The organism is Alteromonas naphthalenivorans (assembly GCF_000213655.1).
GTDB classification, from domain to species: domain Bacteria; phylum Pseudomonadota; class Gammaproteobacteria; order Enterobacterales; family Alteromonadaceae; genus Alteromonas; species Alteromonas naphthalenivorans.
The window spans coordinates 1,720,203-1,739,469 of the sequence record NC_015554.1 but is presented as its reverse complement, the minus strand read 5'-3'; the positions used below and the strand labels follow the sequence as shown (position 1 = coordinate 1,739,469).

Genomic DNA, 19,267 nt, shown 5'->3' with positions numbered 1-19,267 from the left:
CCTTCTTAACGACCTTATTGTCCTAAATAGAACTTACATTAAGGCGACTTTATATAATGGCGCCTATAATAGCAGTCTAATTTTCCTCTGACGATAGGGTTAATGTACTGATTGTATTTGCAGTTATTTCTTCGTCGGTAAAATACAAATCACGTAACGTGGGTTGAGCCGAGTAAAGCTCGGTTTGATCAGTCGAATGTTCACTGCCATACCCCCTAGATTGAGAGTATGAAAGAAGCCCCCTCCCTTGTGGCCCCTCTTCAGTAAAGTTGATGACCATCATCCAACTGCTTCCATAATTAATATGGTAACCCTCTGCTTCTGCGCTCATAATGGTATTACTGTTAAGCGGCGCATAGGTATGTCTTGGCAGTAAAGTGCCATTGTTCCCAGGCACAATATTAAACACATTAAAACCACCTTCAATGTTATGTGCTCCAGCCCATGGAAGTTTTACGCCCGATGCAGACCCGTCTGGAAGGCTCCGTTCTACAAATTGTACTTCGCCTAAGGTTGCATCAAGCGCTACACCGGCTTGGTTAACAACCTGAACTGCAGCAGCAAATTGATTAATTGTGGTGTCATTCTGCAATAAACCACTTGGCGTGGTAACAGGGTTATCAACAGAAAACGGTGTTTCCCACTGTGGCTCCCTGTCGAATTGAAATGCAAACTCTCTAAATACGTGCGCCCCAACACTGTCTTTGTTCATGGTGCCATCCCACGAGGCCAATGCTGCACAGCCAGCGGAGATATCCACGTCTTCACCATTTACCGTAACAGGATCACTACCTTGGGCAGTACAAGCTTGAAGTAAGCTAGGCAACACCATATCGGCCAGCATGCTTCGGTTGTTAACTAGCAAGGTTTCCACTTCGTCAGGCGTGAATGTGTTGTCACTACCTGCTTCAGATTCAATAAATTGCTGAGCTAACCGTGATCGCAGACTTTGTTGATTTTCCACATTGCCATAAAGTGGCGAAACACCCGTGATAGGTGATGATAAATTTGTTAACCAGAAGCTGTTGTTGGAGTTTTGAACTGAATCTGTTCCTTCATATTTTGGTGCTTCCTCGTAAGGTACAGGTCCATCAAAATCAAACGCTGAGGCAAAACCGGGTAAAACAGTAAAACCTGCCGCTATCTTGGTTTGTATTAAAACAGGATTAGTGGTTAATTCTGAAATGGCGGTTTCAGTTAAGTTGGGCACAGTAGAATCGTCAATATAAAATACCTGACCGTCCGCTGAAGCAGACATGGTGTTGTTAAAAATAACACCATCATAGTCTTTGAAGGCTTGTTTGAACTCATCCATAGAGCCCGCCATATTCATCGCTAGCCAGTGATCAACAACATCCAAATTCGGCAAATTTGCATCTTTAATGGCAAACGCATTTGTGTCCGTCCACTCAAAATTACCCGGCACTTCAATCATAGGCCCGTAATTTGTGTAATAGGCTGTTTTATTGAGCATGATGGTTTGACCTGGTGCCACCGCCACCTCAATCTGCATTGGCTTCTCGTAAATGGTTCGTTTACTACCATCAACCCTGTGGGTAAGACCCGTATCATCATCTTCATCTAACGTTAATTGATAAACGACAAAGTGCTCAGCGGTAGAAAAGGTGTGTGTCCATGCAACGTTTTCGTTGAAGCCTATATTCACCGCACCTGGTAACCCCGTTAAAGAGCCACCTGTTACGTTTAAATAACCTGGTATTTGCGTATGGAACTGCCAAAAACGTAAATTCCCTGTGTGAGGAAAATGGGGGTTTCCTAGAACCATTCCCATACCGTTAGTGGTTTTATCGCTCCCTAATCCCCAGCCGTTTGAACCCATGTCTTGCGGATTTTTTTCCGGCAGTACTATGGTAGGGTTAATGTTAAATGGCATGGCATTTACTCGCCTATTCGCCGCCATGGCAGTGGCTGATGCATCTGTCTCTTGTGAAGCGATGTTCGTGTTTGCCGCAGGTGTAGGTAAGTAACTTTCCCCTTCAGGCGCCGCTAAAAACATTGGGCCTAAAAAGTTAGCAGCACCGGGGAGTAAAGCAACACCCAGTGAATACGTTAATAAATCAGTACTGTCAATTTCTGTTACCCAAGGCTGTCCAGCACACGATTGATCTTGGTCAGCCACAGGGGTGTCGGCCAAGTAGCGGTTATAACCTGCTGTATAACCTTGAAACATGGCTCTTGAGTTTGCTGACATGCGTGCTAAATTTTCTTCAGCCAGCGCACGAATCCCTAGTGTTAAAAAGCCGAAATCGTTAATAAGATGCTCTGAATCACCACTGCCCGCTTGGTTGTCGGGTCCAAAGTATTTCGAGCGCTCAGAATTATATTTAATAATTTGGTCGGCTAAAACACACAAATTATCTTTAGCAAACGCATAACCCACCCCGTAGGCCATACTTTCTAGATTATCCGCTTTAATATGAGGTACACCGTAAGTCGTCCACGTTATGTCAGCCGTTAATACACCATCTGTATCGAAAGCTGGTACCGGTGTAGGTGTAGGTTCAACGGGAGATGGCTCAGGGGTGGTAGGCGTTTGAACGTTATCAAAATTATTATCGTTCCCTCCACAACCTACTAGCGTGGCAGCAATAGAGGCTGCGAGAAGTGTACGATATGGCAAAATACGATTTTTTGGTATTTTCACAAACGGTCCCTTATTGTTGTAATACGCGAAATCAAGATCCTGTATCTTTTTTCTTCAACAGATCCGGCCAATTAACACTACATTAACAACAGGAAACATTCAAACAACATTTTGATTTTTAGCTTAAATAAGCAAAAAAAAGACCGACATAAGTCGGCCTTTTCATATTTACAAATCAACTAGTTACATATCGTTAGTTAGATACAACCGTTTCATCAGTAATGGGTAATACTGTAGCGTCAGTAGAAATATACCCGGCTACTTCTCTTTGCATTTCAGCCGTAACTTCAGCGCTGGAGGCTGGGCTTAAACTTGATGCATGCGCACCACTGTTAAATAAGACCAAGCCACTTAGTGCATCGGTACCAGATTGGGTAGTCGTGACCTGCTCTAAACCAATGGTATTGGCAAGCGCTAACTGGCCAGACAATGGTAATGATGTGGTTACTGGTATCACTTGGTCAGGCAGGTTTTCTTCGCCGCCATCACCTACTACCGTCATCATGTGTACTGGTGTCGTTTCACCAAGCGTAGTGGCATAGTTAGTTGGGTCTCCAGCATCCATCACAGTTTGTGCTGCAAATGCAAACTCAGCAAGTACCGCATTTACTTCTGCTGCTTGCTCATCACTTAAGGCATCCATAAATGCGCTTACCGCACCCACTAATTGTGCTTCTGAAACATCCGTTGTGCCATAAAGCTGAGTTAACAAGGCAACAAAATCTTCAGATGACTGTGATAACAATAACCCTTTGATAAGCGGACCAAAAGTAGGAGACTCAAGTAAGAACTGAGCCGCACCGCCTCCTGGAGACTCTAACGAGGCTTGTTTAACAGCATACATACCGTCTAGCGCACCTAAAGTCTCGCCCATGCTGGTATTCGCTACTGCGGCAAAGTTACCGCCAGTAATAGCGCCTAGTGATACACCCATGATAGACACACGAGACATATCAAATGACACGTTCTGGCTTGCTGTAGCATCAACTACTGCGTTCAAACCTAAACGTAAGCCCAATAAATCAGACACGCTTTGACGCAGGTTATCACGAGCAGTTGGTAAGCTTGCCAAATTCATGTAATGCGTCGCGCTTACCGTTGTAGCATTGATGTCATCAGTGCCGTCGCCGTCCAAGTCGTAACCACGAGTACCGTGAAGTGGTTGGTCGATAGCCACTGAAGCAATACCTGCCAACGACAACGTACCCGTAATGGCTAGCATATCTTCTTTTTTACTCGTAATACCATGGGCTAAAATCACTACTGGCCAACCCGCATCAGGCATGCTGACAGAGAAGCCGAGTGCACCAGCAATTGCTGGGTCTGGAATTGTCACCTGCACATCTAGCGTTTCTTCACCCATGTTTCCGCCCGTCATCTGAGGGAATGGGTTAAACTTAGTGATGTTACGCGCGTTATCTAGCATTTCGCCATCAACACGTAAATCAGATAAGCCAAGGCTTGAGCACGTTTCGAAGTTTGGACCTGGTGTGGCACTGGCGAGTACTTCATCAGAAGCTGTTGCTAACACAATACCGCTGTCGCAAGCTGCTTGCCAAAATTCATTAACTGGTGCAGTTGGGTTTTCTGCACTTGGAACACCTAAGAAATAAGGAAGCGACACGCTACCCTCATAACGTTGTGCGGCACAAAATGGACCCGCTTCAGCAAGTATGCCAGTCGACACAGCCACAGCGAAATCGTTAACCGCACCCCATTGGGCAGATAACTGACCAGAAACGGTACCTGCTAACCCAGCGCACGTTTCAAGGGCACTGAAGTCGGTGGCTTCAATAACAGGTATTAAGGCTGCTGCCTCAGCAGGTAAACTGTCGATACCGACTGAGACCGCACCAGCGACTACTTCTTCGGTAACTAAATTTAATGCTTCCATAGCCGTAGGTGCACTATCAACGTCTCCTACTACAATAACAGGAAGTGCTTCACCCGCGGTTGGGTCTCCAGCAGCAGCGCGTGCTGCAAACTCACCTACCATTACTTTTTTGATGGTATCGAGTGAATTCGCAATTGATTGCGTGGTAAATGCAGAAACATAGGTGATATCTTCACGCTCATAACCTGCACCAATCACTGGGTTTACCAGTGAGTTCACAATGCCTTGAAGCAATAATTGATCATCACTTGATAATGGCAGTGTATTGATATCTTGTCGTGTTGAATCCCACGATGTAGAGCCTTGTACAGACTTACCAGACGAATCTTTCAACGCGGTGGTCATTACCAACATGTGACCTTGAGCCGGCTTCAGTGGCTTTAATGGTACAAAGGTAATTGTTGATTCATCAGCAAGAGAAAGCACATAATCTTCGCCGTAAACCAACTGATCGCCAAGCTTACAACCCGCAGAAGGCGTCGTGATTTGCGCGCAATCTGGATCATTTAAATCCAACCCTAGGGTGGCTTCAAACATCAACACGCCAGCCGCCAAGGTAGACGCGTCAAGTGAAACACCTGCCGGCGTCTCTACCGATATAGCAAATGGATGCTGTGTTGACCATCCGTCTAGTACATTAAGTGCGTTTTGTGGGTCAGCAAAGTTAGTTGGATCGTCTACCGGAATGTTAAGGGTATAATCGAAAAAGCCGTCATCCCCTGGTAGCATTAGAAGATCATTAGGTATATTTAAATCGCCACTAGCGGGATCAAACACGATACGTGAAAATGGTGTTTGGACCTCTGTCTCGGCCTGAATATCGGACAGGGTATCATCGGAGCCGCCACAGCCTGTTAGACCCAGCGCAAGGGCCACACTGGAACTTAATATGAGTTTTCTCATTCTTACTCCCTACAAGCATTGTTGTTATTCTGTGTATCTAAAACTCGCATTGCTTGTAAGCTGGCACCTTTAACGCCTTGTTCTTACTGCAAACTCACCGAGTTTCAAACATGTTAGACCAGTTGTATCTCCCTCAATCTTATTAACTTTGTTGCAACTTTGCAAAGTTTTGTTAACGCTAAACGTTATTTTTTTTTACGTTTGGTGTTTTTATACTTCGAAAGTTTTACTTATTGCGTAGTGTGAGTATCATCTGCACCTATATAATATGAACCTATTGCGCAGATAACTATATGCGAATTTATTAAGGATACTGATGAACGATTATCAAGCCCCTGCCGATTTATTAAAGGGTAAAGTCATTCTTATCACAGGTGCTGGCGATGGCATCGGTGCTCAAGCAGCGCGGACTTACGCAAAACATGGTGCCACCTGTATTTTATTAGGCAGAACCGTCTCTAAGCTAGAAGCCGTTTACGACGAAATCGTAAATGCTGGAAGTGCTGAACCTGCAATAGTACCGCTAGATATAAAAGGCGCAACACCGTCACACTATCAACAAATGACGCAAACCATTACAGACCAATTCGGTAAGTTAGATGGTGTGTTACACAACGCTTCTGTGCTTGGGCATTTAAGTTCTTTTAAAGATATTGAGCAACAAGAATGGCTTGATGTGATGCAAACCAACGTAAATGGTACGGTTTTCTTAACACAGGCGCTAATCCCTGCCCTAGAAAAAGCTGATAATGCATCGGTTATTTTTACTACCTCTAGCGTTGGGCGAAAAGGTCGCGCGTTTTGGGGGACTTATGCGGTATCGAAGTTCGCTACAGAAGGTGTCATGCAGACGTTAGCTGACGAGTATCAAAATAAGTCGCTGCGCTTTAACTGTATTAACCCAGGTGGCACACGCACTAATATGCGCGCGCAGGCTTTTCCTGCTGAAAATCCTGATACATTGAAAACACCTGCCGACATCATGCCTATGTATCTTTACCTCATGGGTAACGACAGTATTGATGTGAATGGTCAATCTCTTGATTGCCAACCTAAACGCTAAAAGTGACTACCAACACATAGCCATAGAAAAAGCCGCGTAAACGCGGCTTTTTTATGGTGAAACTTTATGTTTGCTTGATGGCGTGGCTTAGTCGCCTATTTTAGCCCACGTATCACGTAACCCTACCGTGCGGTTAAATACAGGCTTGTCATCTGTACTGTCTGCATCTAAACAAAAATAACCGGTACGCTCAAACTGCCATGCACCTGCTTCAGGCGCTCGCTTAGCAAGCCCAGCTTCAGCCCAGCCAGTCAGAACCGTTAATGACTCTGGGTTTATCACATCAGTAAAGTTCTCTTCAGCGGCTGGGTTAGGCACGTTGAACAAACGATCGTACAACCTAAACTCAGCTTGCTGCGCTGTTCCTGCGTCAACCCAATGGATAACGCCTTTAACCTTGCGGCCATCAGCCGGGTCTTTACCTAGCGTGTCAGCATCATAGGTACAGTAAACCGTGGTTACGTTACCTTCTGCGTCTTTTTCAACACGATTAGCTTTAACCACATACGCATTACGTAAACGCACTTCTTTGTCTAGCACTAAACGTTTGAACTTTTTATTTGCTGACTCGCGAAAATCTTCCGCTTCAATCCAAATTTCTCGACCGAAACTAATTTCGCGTGTGCCCATAGCCTCATCACTAGGATGATTTGGCGCGACTAATATTTCGCTGTTGTTTTCTGGATAATTTTCAATCACTAATTTAATAGGATCGAGAACTGCCATCGCACGAGGTGCGTTCACGTTTAAGTCTTCACGAACACACGCTTCTAGCATGGACATTTCTACCATGTTGTCCATTTTAGTCACGCCAATACGCTTGCAAAATTCACGTACTGAACCCGCGGTATAACCACGACGACGCAAGCCTGCCACAGTCGGCATGCGAGGGTCGTCCCACCCGCTAACGTGATTTTCTTCAACCAGCTGAATTAATCGACGTTTGCTCAATACGGTGTATTCAAGGTTAAGACGTGAAAACTCATACTGACGTGGTGTGCTGTCAATAGTGATATTTTCAATTACCCAATCATACAAACGGCGGTTGTCTTGGAACTCCAAGGTACACAATGAATGGGTAATACCTTCAATGGCGTCCGAAATACAGTGCGTAAAGTCGTACATGGGGTAAACACACCATTTATCACCCGTTTGGTGATGGTGAGCGTGTTTAACACGGTAAATTACCGGGTCACGCATGCACATAAACGGTGAAGCCATATCGATTTTAGCGCGAAGACTACACTCACCTTCTTTATAATCGCCCGCTGTCATCTTAGCGAATTCACGCTGGTTGGTTTCAACGTCGGTATCACGGTATGGGCTATTCTTACCTGGCGCAGTTAATGTGCCTCGTAGTTCGCGCATCACGTCTTGAGTAGAAAAGTCGACATAAGCTAGGCCTTTGTCGATTAATTCATTCGCAAAGCCATGAAGCTGATCGAAATAATTTGAAGAGTAACGCTCTTCACCATCCCACTCAAAACCCAACCATTTAACGTCTTCTTTGATAGAGTTAACGAAGGTAATGTCTTCTTTTGCTGGATTTGTGTCGTCGAAGCGCAGATTACAAGAACCTGAGTAATCTTGCGCAACACCAAAATTTAGGCAAATAGACTTTGCATGACCAATATGCAAAAAGCCATTTGGCTCCGGCGGGAACCGAGTTTTAATACTCTCGTGCACACCATTGGCAAGGTCTTTGTCGATGATCTGACGGATAAAGTTGGTCGGACGGTGCTCAGTCTCGGCCATTCGCGAGTTCCCCTTAGCGTTTGAATTAACGTTTAAAAATAATCTTAACGTTTAAAATTAATTAATATTGTGGATTAGTATAACACTGACCTAAAACTGACAACCACGTTTTATTACACCTAGCCTTACAAGTGATTAGTTTTAACGCGATGAAACGTTTTTTTACTGGTTCTTGTATTAAAAAAAGGCGTGTGACTAGCAAATAAAGCGTGGTTAGAAGAAAGTATGGTATCTTTCTTCTTGTCGACAACTCGGTCGTAGCAGACAAACATGGTGCCCATGAAAGAAAAAGCAACCTCTTTTGATATTGCACATTTGGCAGGCGTTTCTCAATCAACAGTATCAAGAGCACTGAATAACAGCCCCTTGGTAAATCAAGAAACCCGTGATCGGGTTCAGCGCATTGCTCGCGAACTTAATTATAAAGTTGATAAGAATGCCAGTAATCTACGCAAGCAAAAAAGTAGCACCATTGCACTTTTGTTGTTTGAAGATCCTACCTCAGATGATTCAATGATTAACCCTTTCTTCCTCGCCATGTTAGGAAGTATTACCCGTGCCTGTGCGGCTGCGGGTTACGACTTGCTGGTGTCGTTCCAAAACTTGGAAGATGACTGGCATGCAGAATATGAAGACTCAAATAAAGCAGATGGCATAATTTTATTGGGTTACGGTGATTACACCGATTATCGCAGTAAAGTGGCACAACTTGAGTCACAAGGCACACATTTCGTTCGTTGGGGCGCACCCGATGCCGCTCATCCAGGTGTGAGTGTTGGCTGTGATAATTTTCAAGGTGGGTACAGCATTACCGAACACTTAATCGCCCTGGGTAGAACTCGGTTTGCGTTTATCGGCGATTCAGGCAATGAAGCCCCTGAGTTTATGGCTCGTTTTCAAGGTTATACAGAGGCGCTAACAAGCCATAATTTATACGAAAGTTCGTTGCAAAGTGATGCGGTTTCTACCGAAGAAGCTGGCTTTGATGCTATTCAAGGTATGTTGAACGATGCTAAAACTAACGAAGCAGGCTTACCTGACGCTATTGTTTGCGCATCTGATCTTATTGCTATGGGCGTTTTGAGAGCGTTAAGGCAAACAGCGCTTAAAGTGCCTGACGATATTGCAGTGGTAGGTTACGATAATATTGCTGTATCGGCCTTCACGACCCCAGCGTTAACTACCGTTCAGCAAAACACGAAGCTAGCCGGTGAATTATTGGTAAGTACGTTAATTAAAGCCATTTCAAATGAAAAGGTAGAAGATTTCCTTATGCCAGCGGAAGCCATAATTAGACATTCATGTGGGGCAAAAACCTAGGCAGCCTACGAGCCTTGGTTGCCTAATTTAATAAGCCTGGCTAACTCGCTAGGCTAACTTTCTTAGGTTAGCTACCTCAGGCTAGCTATCTTGAGCTGCTTAGTTAAAGAAAATGTTCCGCTAAGAAATGATTTACAATTAGTGAAAAAGCGCTTGATGTTATTAGTAGTAAACGAGCAACAAGCGCTTTTTTATTGCGAGGTAAAATTTACTGCGCCGACATTTGCTTAATAAGCGCCGCTTCTAGGGCATCTGAATCTAACGCTCCTTCCCTAACCCATACTTGAACGCCGTTGGCGGGCACTGAGGTTGTTAACGCGTCACCGGTAACCAATTCACGTGTTTCGCCAGACAGCTGCTCAGTCCATGTGCCAGCTTGCATGTATTCATCGATACTAAAACTTGCAGGTTCTTCGGCTTTATTGAGCAGTACCAATGCGGTTTGTTGTGCGCTATCACTTTGCAACACGCGATAAAACGCGGCTTTGTGCCCGGCTAATTCAAGATTAAACTGCAAACCTCGTTGAAGTGCGGGTGTGTTCTTACGCACATTTGCGATTTTAGTCAATTCAGTAGCAATAGGATGAGACTTGGCATTGTCTATGTTGTGTTGGCCAAGGTAATTACGGTTACCTTGGTGTTCAGACGTACCACGCATAAAGCCAATTTCTGACCCTTGGTACACCACCGGAATACCTCTCACCGTAAACAACCAGTTGTGCGCATTAATGAAACCATTGTCGGTGGCGTTAATGCGTGCCATATCATGGTTGTCGTAGAAAGTCGTTAAATCATAAGGGTTATTGTAAGGCCCATGGGTTAAATACAAGGTGTCGGCTAACGTTGCGAAGTCACTTTCAAGTGGCTTTTCAAACACCTTTACCATGGCTTCTTGCATCGGGAAGTCGAGCACACTTACCGCACCATTTTTGGGAAGGGTATGCTGCGCAATAAAGTTCGCATCATATTGGAAGCTTTCGCCGAACATAAAGAAGTCGGGATGCTCTGCCCTCACCCGGTCAGACATTTCTCGCCAAAAATCATGGGGGACATGGCGAATAGTATCGATACGAAACGCATCCGCGCCTTGTGAAATCCAGTAAAGGTAACTATTGATAAGATAATCTCTTACCTTGGGATTTCGATCATCAAGGTTAGACAGTTTTACTAAGTCTGGATAATCATGAAAAAATTCGTGTAACGGATTATTTTTTGGGTCTAAATCTTCCGGGGCTAGATTCTGGTGATCAGCGACTAACTCGCCTTCAGCGTTATAAATTTCACCGTATCCAGGTTGGTCAGAGGGCATGGTAAAGCTTGGCGTACCGTGGTTGGCTACAATATCAAATACCGATTTTAAACCGAAGTTTTCACGCATTTGTGTGGTGTACTGTTTCACACTTAAATCATGGCTTATTAGATGCTCATCAGCTTTATAAAAGTTAGTTGCCCAATAACCGTGATAACCGGTTTTGCCACCGTCTTTAAATGCGCCACCAAAAGTAATTTGCTCATCGCCACTAAATGATTGGTTAGGATTTTGTAGTACTGGCGTCATCCAAACCGCGGTGAAACCCATATCGCGAATATAGTCGCCATTGTTAAGCACCCCTTTCAGGTCTCCGCCCATGTAACCTACATAGGCTTTTTTGCCATCAGGCCCTTCCATCGGCAACTGCCAGGTTGGAAATCCCCCACCTTGGTCTTCATGGTTATTACTGGGGTCGCCATCCACGAACCGGTCGGTCATTACAAAGTAAATCGCTTCGCTCGCAAACGGTGTGGTGGTACCTGAAATAGTGACTTTGTTATCCGCTTTACCATTCGAGGCAGCTGAAGATTCTGCCTCGGCCTTTGCCGAATCAGCAGACATTGACGACGATGTATAAGCACAAGCTGTTATTGTGCCTACACCCAATGCAAGTGTGATAGCAAGGGTAAGGTTTTTTAGTTTAGGGGTCATTGTGCTAGTTCCTTATCAGCTACGTCTGCTTCTACTACGTCGTGTTCTTTTACGAAAAATACAGCGATAGCCCCCAATAACATGGACGCTCCGGCGACAACAATAATGTATTTAGCTTCGTTATCGAACACACTACTTAAAATCCAGCCTGCGGTTAAGCCAGACACTATCTGTGGTGCGGCTACCGTGAAGTTAAATATGCCCATATAAACGCCGGTTTTGTTGGCCGGTAACGCGCCCGCTAGCATGGCATAAGGCATCGCTAAAATAGCGGCCCATGCAATCCCTACCCCAATCATTGGGATAAGAAGCTTCACTGCCCCAAGGGGCACGGTAACTTCAGTAATCAATAAGTTTACATTCACCATGGTGAGGTCTTGGAAGAACAGAAAACTAACGTAGCTTAAGCCACCTAAAATTAACGCCCCAGCGTAAATAGTTTTTCTGCCAAACTTGTCGGCGAGTCGAGCGAGAAATACTGAGAAGACGGCGGCGAATACCGAATAAGCAGCAAACAATATACCCACCCAGTCACCGGCTGCGCCTTTAGCGGCTACAATAGCGTCGGGTACTTGAGCAACTGAGGCAATGTGCGCTGGATCCCACCATATTTTGTCAACACCCCAGATATGTTGGGTAATTGCTGGCGTGGTGTATACCCACATAATAAACAGGGCAAACCATGAAAAAAATTGTACAACGGCAAGTTGTTTCATGGTTTTAGGCATGTGAACAACCAAGGAACAAAACGCTTTCATACGCTCGATAAATGGTGCTTTTGGCGTATTTTCTGGCTTAACGTCATTCTCAGTGCTTAGGCCTTTGTATCTATTGTACTCTTCGGGCGAGTATTCTTTGGTGCGAAAAACGGTCCAGATGACCGTACCAAGCAATACCGTAGCCCCAATATAGAAAGCCCAACTAACAGACGGAGCGACTTCTCCCATTTGCGCAGTATTTTCAAGACCTACCACGTTAGTTAACACGAAGGGCAAAATTGAACCTATTACTGCACCAATATTGATTAGCAACGATTGTATGGAATAACCAATGTTACGTTGCGACGGCGGCACCATATCCGACACTAAAGAGCGGAAAGGCTGGAAGCACACGTTAAATGAAGCATCCATTAGCGCGACCATCAGCGCCCCCATTAGCATTGGTGCAAGAAAGGCAACAAATAAAGGTGCGTTGGGTAATAAGATCATACCTAGCACGGCAGCTACCGCACCCGCAAGAATAAAGGGTCTTCTTCGTCCTAAACGATTCCATGTTCTGTCAGACGCCGAGCCAACAATAGGTTGCACAATCAACCCCATAATCGGTGCCACTAGCCAAAAAAGAGACAAAGAATGAAGGTCTGCCCCTAGGTCGGAAAGAATTCGGCTCACATTGGCATTCTGTAGGGCAAAGCCAAACTGAACGCCTAAGAAGCCAAAGCTAACATTCCAAATTTGCCAGAATGATAAACGAGGTTGTTGTACTTGCATAAGACCACTCTTCTTTATTGTTGTTCTATTATTTAACGATGAAAACATTCGCCGACATTGGCGCTAACGTTACGGTTTCACTGGAGGCGAATTCCTTATCGTCTTTAAGACGAGTCATATTCTTTTTACCGTTAGTAACCATGTTATATTTATTCATATCTACCGTTGATGCTTTTTCATTTTTGTTCAAGATTACCAATATCACGGGTGACTTACTGTTCACTTTCTTTTCATCGGTATCGTTAGTATCTTTATCGCCCTGTATACTTGGGGGATTTTTAGCATTGGCCTGCCTTGCGTAGGCATACACGCCATCAACAGGTGCATAGTGCTTAAAGCTGCCCTCAAAAACCGCGGGGTAGTTTTGTCTTAGAGAGAGCAATTGTTTAATTCGTGACTGTGCCCAACGCTCATCATCCGATAGCCCTTTGCCAGTAAATGCGTTCTTAGTATCGCTTTTCCACCCGCCAAGGAAATCACTTCGAATAATACCGTGATCTTCCGTGTTAGGGTTGCTCATCAATATTTCGGTGCCGTAGAAAACTTGAGGAATGCCCCGCGCAGTGAGATAAAACGTCATCGCCATATCCCAGCGATTAATGTCTTCATCAACCTGAGAATAGACGCGGCTCATGTCGTGATTGTCAGCAAAAATCACTAGATTATTTGGCTCGCCGTAAAGAAAGTCAGTCGCTAACGTTTCATAAATAGACGTTAGCCCTGTGTCCCAGCCTTCTTTTGAAGTAAGCCCGTCAGCTACCGCATGTTGCAACGAAAAATCCATCACACTCGGTAATGCACTGACATAATCATCATGCCTATGGCTTCCAGCTTGCCAATAAGCGGTAATAGCAGGGTTTACCGACCACTCTTCACCCACTATGTTTAGATTCGGGTATTCTTGCATCAGTCGCGTGGTCCACTCTGACAAAAAGCCTTTGTCAGAATATGAATAGGTATCTACGCGAATGCCGCTTAAATTTGCAAACTCTACCCACCAAATCGCATTCTGAATAAGGTATGTCGCTAGGTGCGGGTTCCTCTGATTCAAGTCTGGCATGCTGGGAACAAACCAGCCATCACTAAATGCTTTGATATCGCTTTGAATTGCATGTGGGTCATGAAGTGATTCTCGTTTATGAGTAGTGCCAACAAACACGCCCTGATTGTTAAGCCAATCTTTAGACGGCTTGTCTTGAACCCAAGCGTGACCGCTGCCGATGTGGTTTAACACCATATCCATAATAAGCCCAACACCATGCTCAGATGCCTTTTCACTGAGCTTTTGATATTGTGAATTTGAACCGTAACGTGGGTCTATTTTATAATAATCTGTGGTGGAATACCCATGGTATGAATACGAATCCATGGCATTTTCAAGTAACGGCATCGACCATATTTGGGTAAATCCCATATCAGCAATATAATCTAGATTGTCGATGATCCCTTGAATATCACCGCCGTGGCGCCCGCCTTTGTTGTCGCGATTTAACCTGTCTTTATATCCATCAACGCTGTCATTGCTTTCATCACCATTGGCAAACCTATCAGGCGCAATAAGGTAAATGGCATCTTTAGGGCCAAAGCCCACCCGCGATTGAGAATGTTGTCGTCGTGCATTAAGTGCATAGTCAATGTCGTGGGATGAACCATCTGGTGCGATGAGCGATATAACAACCCTTCCCGCTTCTGCACTATCTGTATTCAACGTGACAAATAAATAGTTTTCACTGTCTAATCGTTTCGAGTCCACAACGGTGACATCAGTAGCATTGATTGAAGCGGAATAGTTGGCAACACCGTCGCCATGCAACATAAGTTCAACAGTAGGCTTTTCCATACCCACCCACCAATTTGGAGGGTACACGTCTATGTCAGCTATTGCAGCATATGAGAACGTTAGCGATGCAAGTGTCGCAATGCTGTTTACAAAACGGTTAGTGACTAATGAAGCTGCTGAAACCAAAAAGCGAGGCACTAAAGGAGAAGTGAATGAGGGCGCCTTTACTATTAGCCAGATGCGAGAAATGTTAAAACGGAAATGCAACACACCCCCTCCATGTTAATAAGACGTTAAACCACTATGGCATACTACCCCCACAAGCTACTCACGCCAATCCTATGCATACGTATTCACCTTGAGGATGAGTATGAAATAGCCAGCGAAGGCTTGGATAAGCATGTTTTAAGCACATTCTCTGTGTATTTTTCGGCCACCGAATTTCATAACGGGGCATGCATCGAAAAAGTGCCCACTCGATAACTTCTTTCAATTCCATTAGGCATTGGAATAACAATAGAAAACCATATTTGAATTAATCAGGAACCAAATCAAATACCTTACTTTCTAAGCCCGCTAAGCTAATTGTAATTTCAAGCCCATTGTCAGTGGCTGTCATAGTGGCATCATCATGAGGCAGCAGCGCCTTGACGCTGATCGGCTTCGTGCTATTGAAGCGCCTGCCTAGTGCGTTTATTTCCGTCATATCGCCAGAGGGGATCGTAAGTGTAAACTCCCCTGTTGCTTCTTTTGAAAAATTGGCTATGACTAATATCGCGTTATTTTCAGCATGCCTGATAAAGGCAAACTGTTGCTCAGTATAAGCACGAGGGCGCGCACGTTGCAGTTCTTCATAACTGTTACCTTCGAGCACAGCTTGGTTAAGATTAGCTTGATGCAAACTCACAAAATCACCACGGATGGCTGTATTGTTAGATGCAATTTGCATCACATTTTCATAGAAGCGACGTAAGGATATTTCTTCAGCTGTTGACTGGCCACCATCAAATTTCCCCAGATTCATCCAGCGTTGATGGGCGGGTACGCCAGCATAATCGAATATAGTGGTACGGGTAGGACTACCAAATCCCATGTCTTCACTGCCATCCTCTCCTACATCTTGACCGAAATAGAGTAAGAAAGGGGCGGTGTTTATTAACGCACTTACGGTTAATGCTGGTTTGCCCTGCTTCGCACTGCCCGCAAAATCAGCGCTTGGAATGCGTTGTTCATCATGATTTTCTAGAAAATTGAGCATGTGTGAAGATATGTCTGCAACGTCTTTGCGCGTGCTGACCAATTCACTCACTTTACCTTCACCTCGAACAATTGACTTCAAGGTGTCATAAAAGCCAACCTTATCGTAAAGATAATCCATCTTTCCTAGCTGAATGTAATCTCGATATTTATCAGGTTGATAGACTTCCGCTAGTAGAAATGCCTCAGGGTTTCTTTGCTTAATGGCACTGTTTAAAAATGACCAGAATTCGACTGGCACCATTTCAGCCATGTCGAACCTAAAACCATCAACGCCTTTATCTAGCCAGTAAATGGCGATGTCTCTGAATTTGTACCACGAATCAGGTAATGATTTGTTAGCCCAAAAAGCCGCATGTTCTTCTACAGGCATATTTCGATAGGCTTCTGGTAGCTTTGGAAAGTCGTAGCTACCGTCGGGTTTTACGCCGTAATTAATCTTAACGGTTTCATACCAGTCGTTAATATCGGGCTGTGGTGCTCGACTGCCGTTGCCCGTCCATTTAGCCGGAAATTCATCAAACTGTCCGTCAACCAAATGATGCTGATCCTTTCCAGTAACTGCGCACCCTAAAACAGTTTCTGCAACGCCCTCGGGCAATACAAATGGTGTATTAGGTATGTAATAGAAATTATTATCTCGAGAATACGTTTTTGACGTATCGTCGTTAGCGCCAAAGTTATCATGGCGTGATGAAAACGAATGATAACGGCGCGCTACATGGTTAGGCACTATATCGATAACCACTTTCATATCGTGTTGATGAGTACGCTGGATAAGCGCTTCGAATTCTTGTAGTCGGTTAGCGGGGTTATCTGCTAAATCAGGATTAACGTTATAATAATCTTTAACCGCATAAGGCGAGCCAGCACGCCCTTTAATCACATCGGGATCATCGTCAGTAATTCCAATGTTGAGGTAGCTGGTAGCTAAGGCATGATGCGGAACACCGGTATACCAAATATGAGTGGTACCTAACGCTTTAATACTTTGAAGGGCCTGTGGCGTGAAGTCACTAAATTTCCCCACACCATTTTCTTTAAGTGTCCCCCACGGTTTATTGGTTGTATTCGTATTCCCGAACAATCGAGTAAATACTTGATATACCACAGGCTTGCCAGAATTGGGGAGAATTTCTGTCACTGAGTTATTCGTGTTCTCACTTTCCATGAAATTGGCACCTGACTGTGGGTAAGCAATACAGGATAATAGGCCTAGAGATAAAACTGCTACCGTTAATTTCTTAACCGCCGAGCTTATATTTACGTTTTTATAAACGCTTTGGGAAGGAGTTTGTGCCGCGTTTTTCGCCACACTTTTGATCACGTGGAGGTGATTTGTTTTTGTAATATCTAACACTACAAGCATACCTTTGCATTGAATTGCCAATAGCATACTCGTTAAGGGAATGTTAAAACAATTCCATACGTATTCAATACTAAATTAATACGATGTGATTGCTTTGTTCCGTTTCCCTTGTTCTTCGATTTGTCCCTCAATCTGTAGTATTTTAGTCGTCTTTAAAGAACGGCCGTACGTAATATAATACTGATACTATGCCGCTTTACTGGCAGTAAACTCTTCCTCAGCTTTCATGGTGGAACCAAACATGTTTTCAGTTAAGCTGCCGGCAAGATCATTTTTAATACGCAATAAAAAGCTACGCAGCACTGGAGTTAAACCATGTTCTATCGATTCAGCCTTTATTCGATATACAGCTCGCAAACCGTTGTAGTCAATTGGGTCACCCAAACGTTCAAAATCAAACCCAAACATTTTTAATCGGCGTGCCAATTTAGGCTCCATCAGCACATAACCGTAATCAATATTTTGCTCAACACAAATACTAAACGCTATAAAATAGAGCGCCAAAGATAAATAAGGAATATTATCTAGGAGAACACTTTCCGCTTTAGTCATTTTCTGTCTATTAGAAGGTTTGAACGGCGCTTTAGCTTTAAGCTGTCTAACTCTAAATGACTTCGGAATAGCTAAACGAGAAATTTCACATATTGAAGTTCTGCCAAGCTGAGCGGGCACTAACGCTTTGTCTTCAATAGCGTGAATACACTTTTCTTCTAGCGGTAAGGCTTGGTTGCGAATAGCAGGCATAATGATACGAATCGTTCCTGCACAATCACCTGTAGGTAAATGTTTGATATAACAGTTAACTGAGTAATCGTCATAGCGATCTATCTCTAAACCCGTAGAGCGCTCTTTTTCGAAGTTCATTTCTTCACAATAAACTTCGTGTCTTGTGCTGAAACATGTCTCTCGGTCTTCTTTGTTTTGTGCTACCACAAGTGAGTAACGACTAAAGAAAAAACTCGATAGTTCATCCATCTGTTTTTTCTTTCTTTTGTTTCTCAATTTCTTCAGATTAGAAGAAATATGGCTATGAATTGTTTTTAACTTATTTAGCGAAGTAGCGACACGTTTTTTCAATTGTTGGTCCTCTATAGATTTAGCAGGCCTAGTTTGAAAAGAATGACAAAAGTTCACCTTGTGCTCACACACAATTTCACTCTCGAATACAACGATTCAAACCGATTTATAGTTTGATTGATTATTATTATCCCGGCTCTCACGTATGAGGCTATTACCTGAGATATACTCTGATTTTGCTAAACGATCGTAAAGTACGACGTTTGCGGTAGCAGCTAGATTCATACACGAGTACGTGGGTATGTAAACAACATGGTCACACCACTCAAGTACGCTTTTATCTAAACTGCCATCTTCTGGTCCGAAAATGTACATTGCATTTTCAGGATGTTTGAATTCTGGTAAAGGTAACGCGCCTTCTACTAGCTCTATGGCTACTACACTTGCATTTTCGGGCACGACCTCTTTTAAGTCATCAACGCCGATAGTTGGGATCTTTTTATGAAAAGCCTTCGTATCAGCATTAAAGTTCTTTGCAATACGGTATCTGTACCCAGTGTAAAACACACTTGATACTCCGTAGCAGCCTGCAGCTCGTAAGATAGAGGCGACATTTACGGGGTTTTTCGGATTCACTAATCCGATACTTACGGTTTGCTTTGATAGCGAAAGGGAACTCACACGACCTCTTTTTATTATTCTGTTATTTTATTATTTTGCTATTTTGCTATTTTGCTTCGCAATAGCCTTTTAATACTGCCACTTAGCTATTGCTATGACTCGCCATTCTA

11 protein-coding genes are annotated in these 19,267 nt (G+C 43.9%); 2 read left to right on the top strand and 9 right to left on the bottom strand.

The window, feature by feature from the left end:
* Nucleotides 1–76: 76 nt before the first annotated feature.
* Together AMBT_RS07470 and AMBT_RS07465 are read right to left on the bottom strand one after the other, a co-directional pair.
* Nucleotides 77–2,665 (bottom strand): acylase, encoded by a 2,589-nt coding sequence (locus tag AMBT_RS07470; RefSeq protein ID WP_013784004.1) that lies wholly within the window; start codon nt 2,663–2,665, stop codon nt 77–79.
* A 193-nt stretch (nt 2,666–2,858) separates the two neighbouring features.
* Nucleotides 2,859–5,462 (bottom strand): VolA/Pla-1 family phospholipase, encoded by a 2,604-nt coding sequence (locus AMBT_RS07465; RefSeq protein WP_013784003.1) that lies wholly within the window; start codon nt 5,460–5,462, stop codon nt 2,859–2,861.
* Nucleotides 5,463–5,778: 316 nt separating this feature from the next.
* On the opposite strand from AMBT_RS07465, the gene AMBT_RS07460 reads away from it, so the two are divergent.
* Nucleotides 5,779–6,525, top strand: coding sequence for a YciK family oxidoreductase (locus tag AMBT_RS07460; protein ID WP_013784002.1), 747 nt, complete (start codon nt 5,779–5,781; stop codon nt 6,523–6,525).
* A gap of 87 nt (nt 6,526–6,612) precedes the next feature.
* Here AMBT_RS07460 and glnS read toward each other — a convergent pair whose 3' ends face one another.
* Nucleotides 6,613–8,280 (bottom strand): glutamine--tRNA ligase, encoded by a 1,668-nt coding sequence (gene glnS, locus AMBT_RS07455; protein ID WP_013784001.1) that lies wholly within the window; start codon nt 8,278–8,280, stop codon nt 6,613–6,615.
* A gap of 279 nt (nt 8,281–8,559) precedes the next feature.
* Here glnS and AMBT_RS07450 point away from each other — a divergent pair, with 279 nt between their 5' ends.
* Nucleotides 8,560–9,600, top strand: a complete 1,041-nt coding sequence (locus tag AMBT_RS07450) for a LacI family DNA-binding transcriptional regulator (RefSeq protein ID WP_041452850.1) — start codon at nt 8,560–8,562, stop codon at nt 9,598–9,600.
* A 208-nt stretch (nt 9,601–9,808) separates the two neighbouring features.
* On the opposite strand, the gene AMBT_RS07445 is transcribed toward AMBT_RS07450, so the two are convergent.
* From AMBT_RS07445 to AMBT_RS07420, 6 genes are all read right to left on the bottom strand, one after another.
* Nucleotides 9,809–11,563, bottom strand: coding sequence for an alpha-amylase family glycosyl hydrolase (locus AMBT_RS07445; RefSeq protein WP_013783999.1), 1,755 nt, complete (start codon nt 11,561–11,563; stop codon nt 9,809–9,811).
* The gene (locus AMBT_RS07440) at nt 11,560–13,053 is read right to left on the bottom strand and encodes an MFS transporter (RefSeq protein ID WP_013783998.1); all 1,494 of its coding nucleotides are present in this window, start codon (nt 13,051–13,053) and stop codon (nt 11,560–11,562) included. Before AMBT_RS07440 ends, AMBT_RS07445 begins: the two co-directional genes overlap by 4 nt.
* Nucleotides 13,054–13,081: 28 nt before the next feature.
* Nucleotides 13,082–15,103 carry a glycoside hydrolase family 13 protein gene (locus AMBT_RS07435; protein WP_013783997.1) on the bottom strand — a complete coding sequence of 674 codons (2,022 nt, stop codon included), beginning with the start codon at nt 15,101–15,103 and terminating at the stop codon, nt 13,082–13,084.
* Between the two features lie 265 nt (nt 15,104–15,368).
* Nucleotides 15,369–17,459, bottom strand: coding sequence for an alpha-amylase family protein (locus AMBT_RS07430; RefSeq protein WP_417874136.1), 2,091 nt, complete (start codon nt 17,457–17,459; stop codon nt 15,369–15,371).
* 186 nt (nt 17,460–17,645) lie between these two features.
* Nucleotides 17,646–18,593: a PEP-CTERM/exosortase system-associated acyltransferase gene (locus AMBT_RS07425; RefSeq protein ID WP_148259084.1), complete on the bottom strand. Its 948-nt coding sequence runs from the start codon at nt 18,591–18,593 to the stop codon at nt 17,646–17,648.
* 39 nt (nt 18,594–18,632) lie between these two features.
* Nucleotides 18,633–19,157: an RNA methyltransferase gene (locus AMBT_RS07420; protein ID WP_041452518.1), complete on the bottom strand. Its 525-nt coding sequence runs from the start codon at nt 19,155–19,157 to the stop codon at nt 18,633–18,635.
* Between the last annotated feature and the right edge of the window lie 110 nt (nt 19,158–19,267).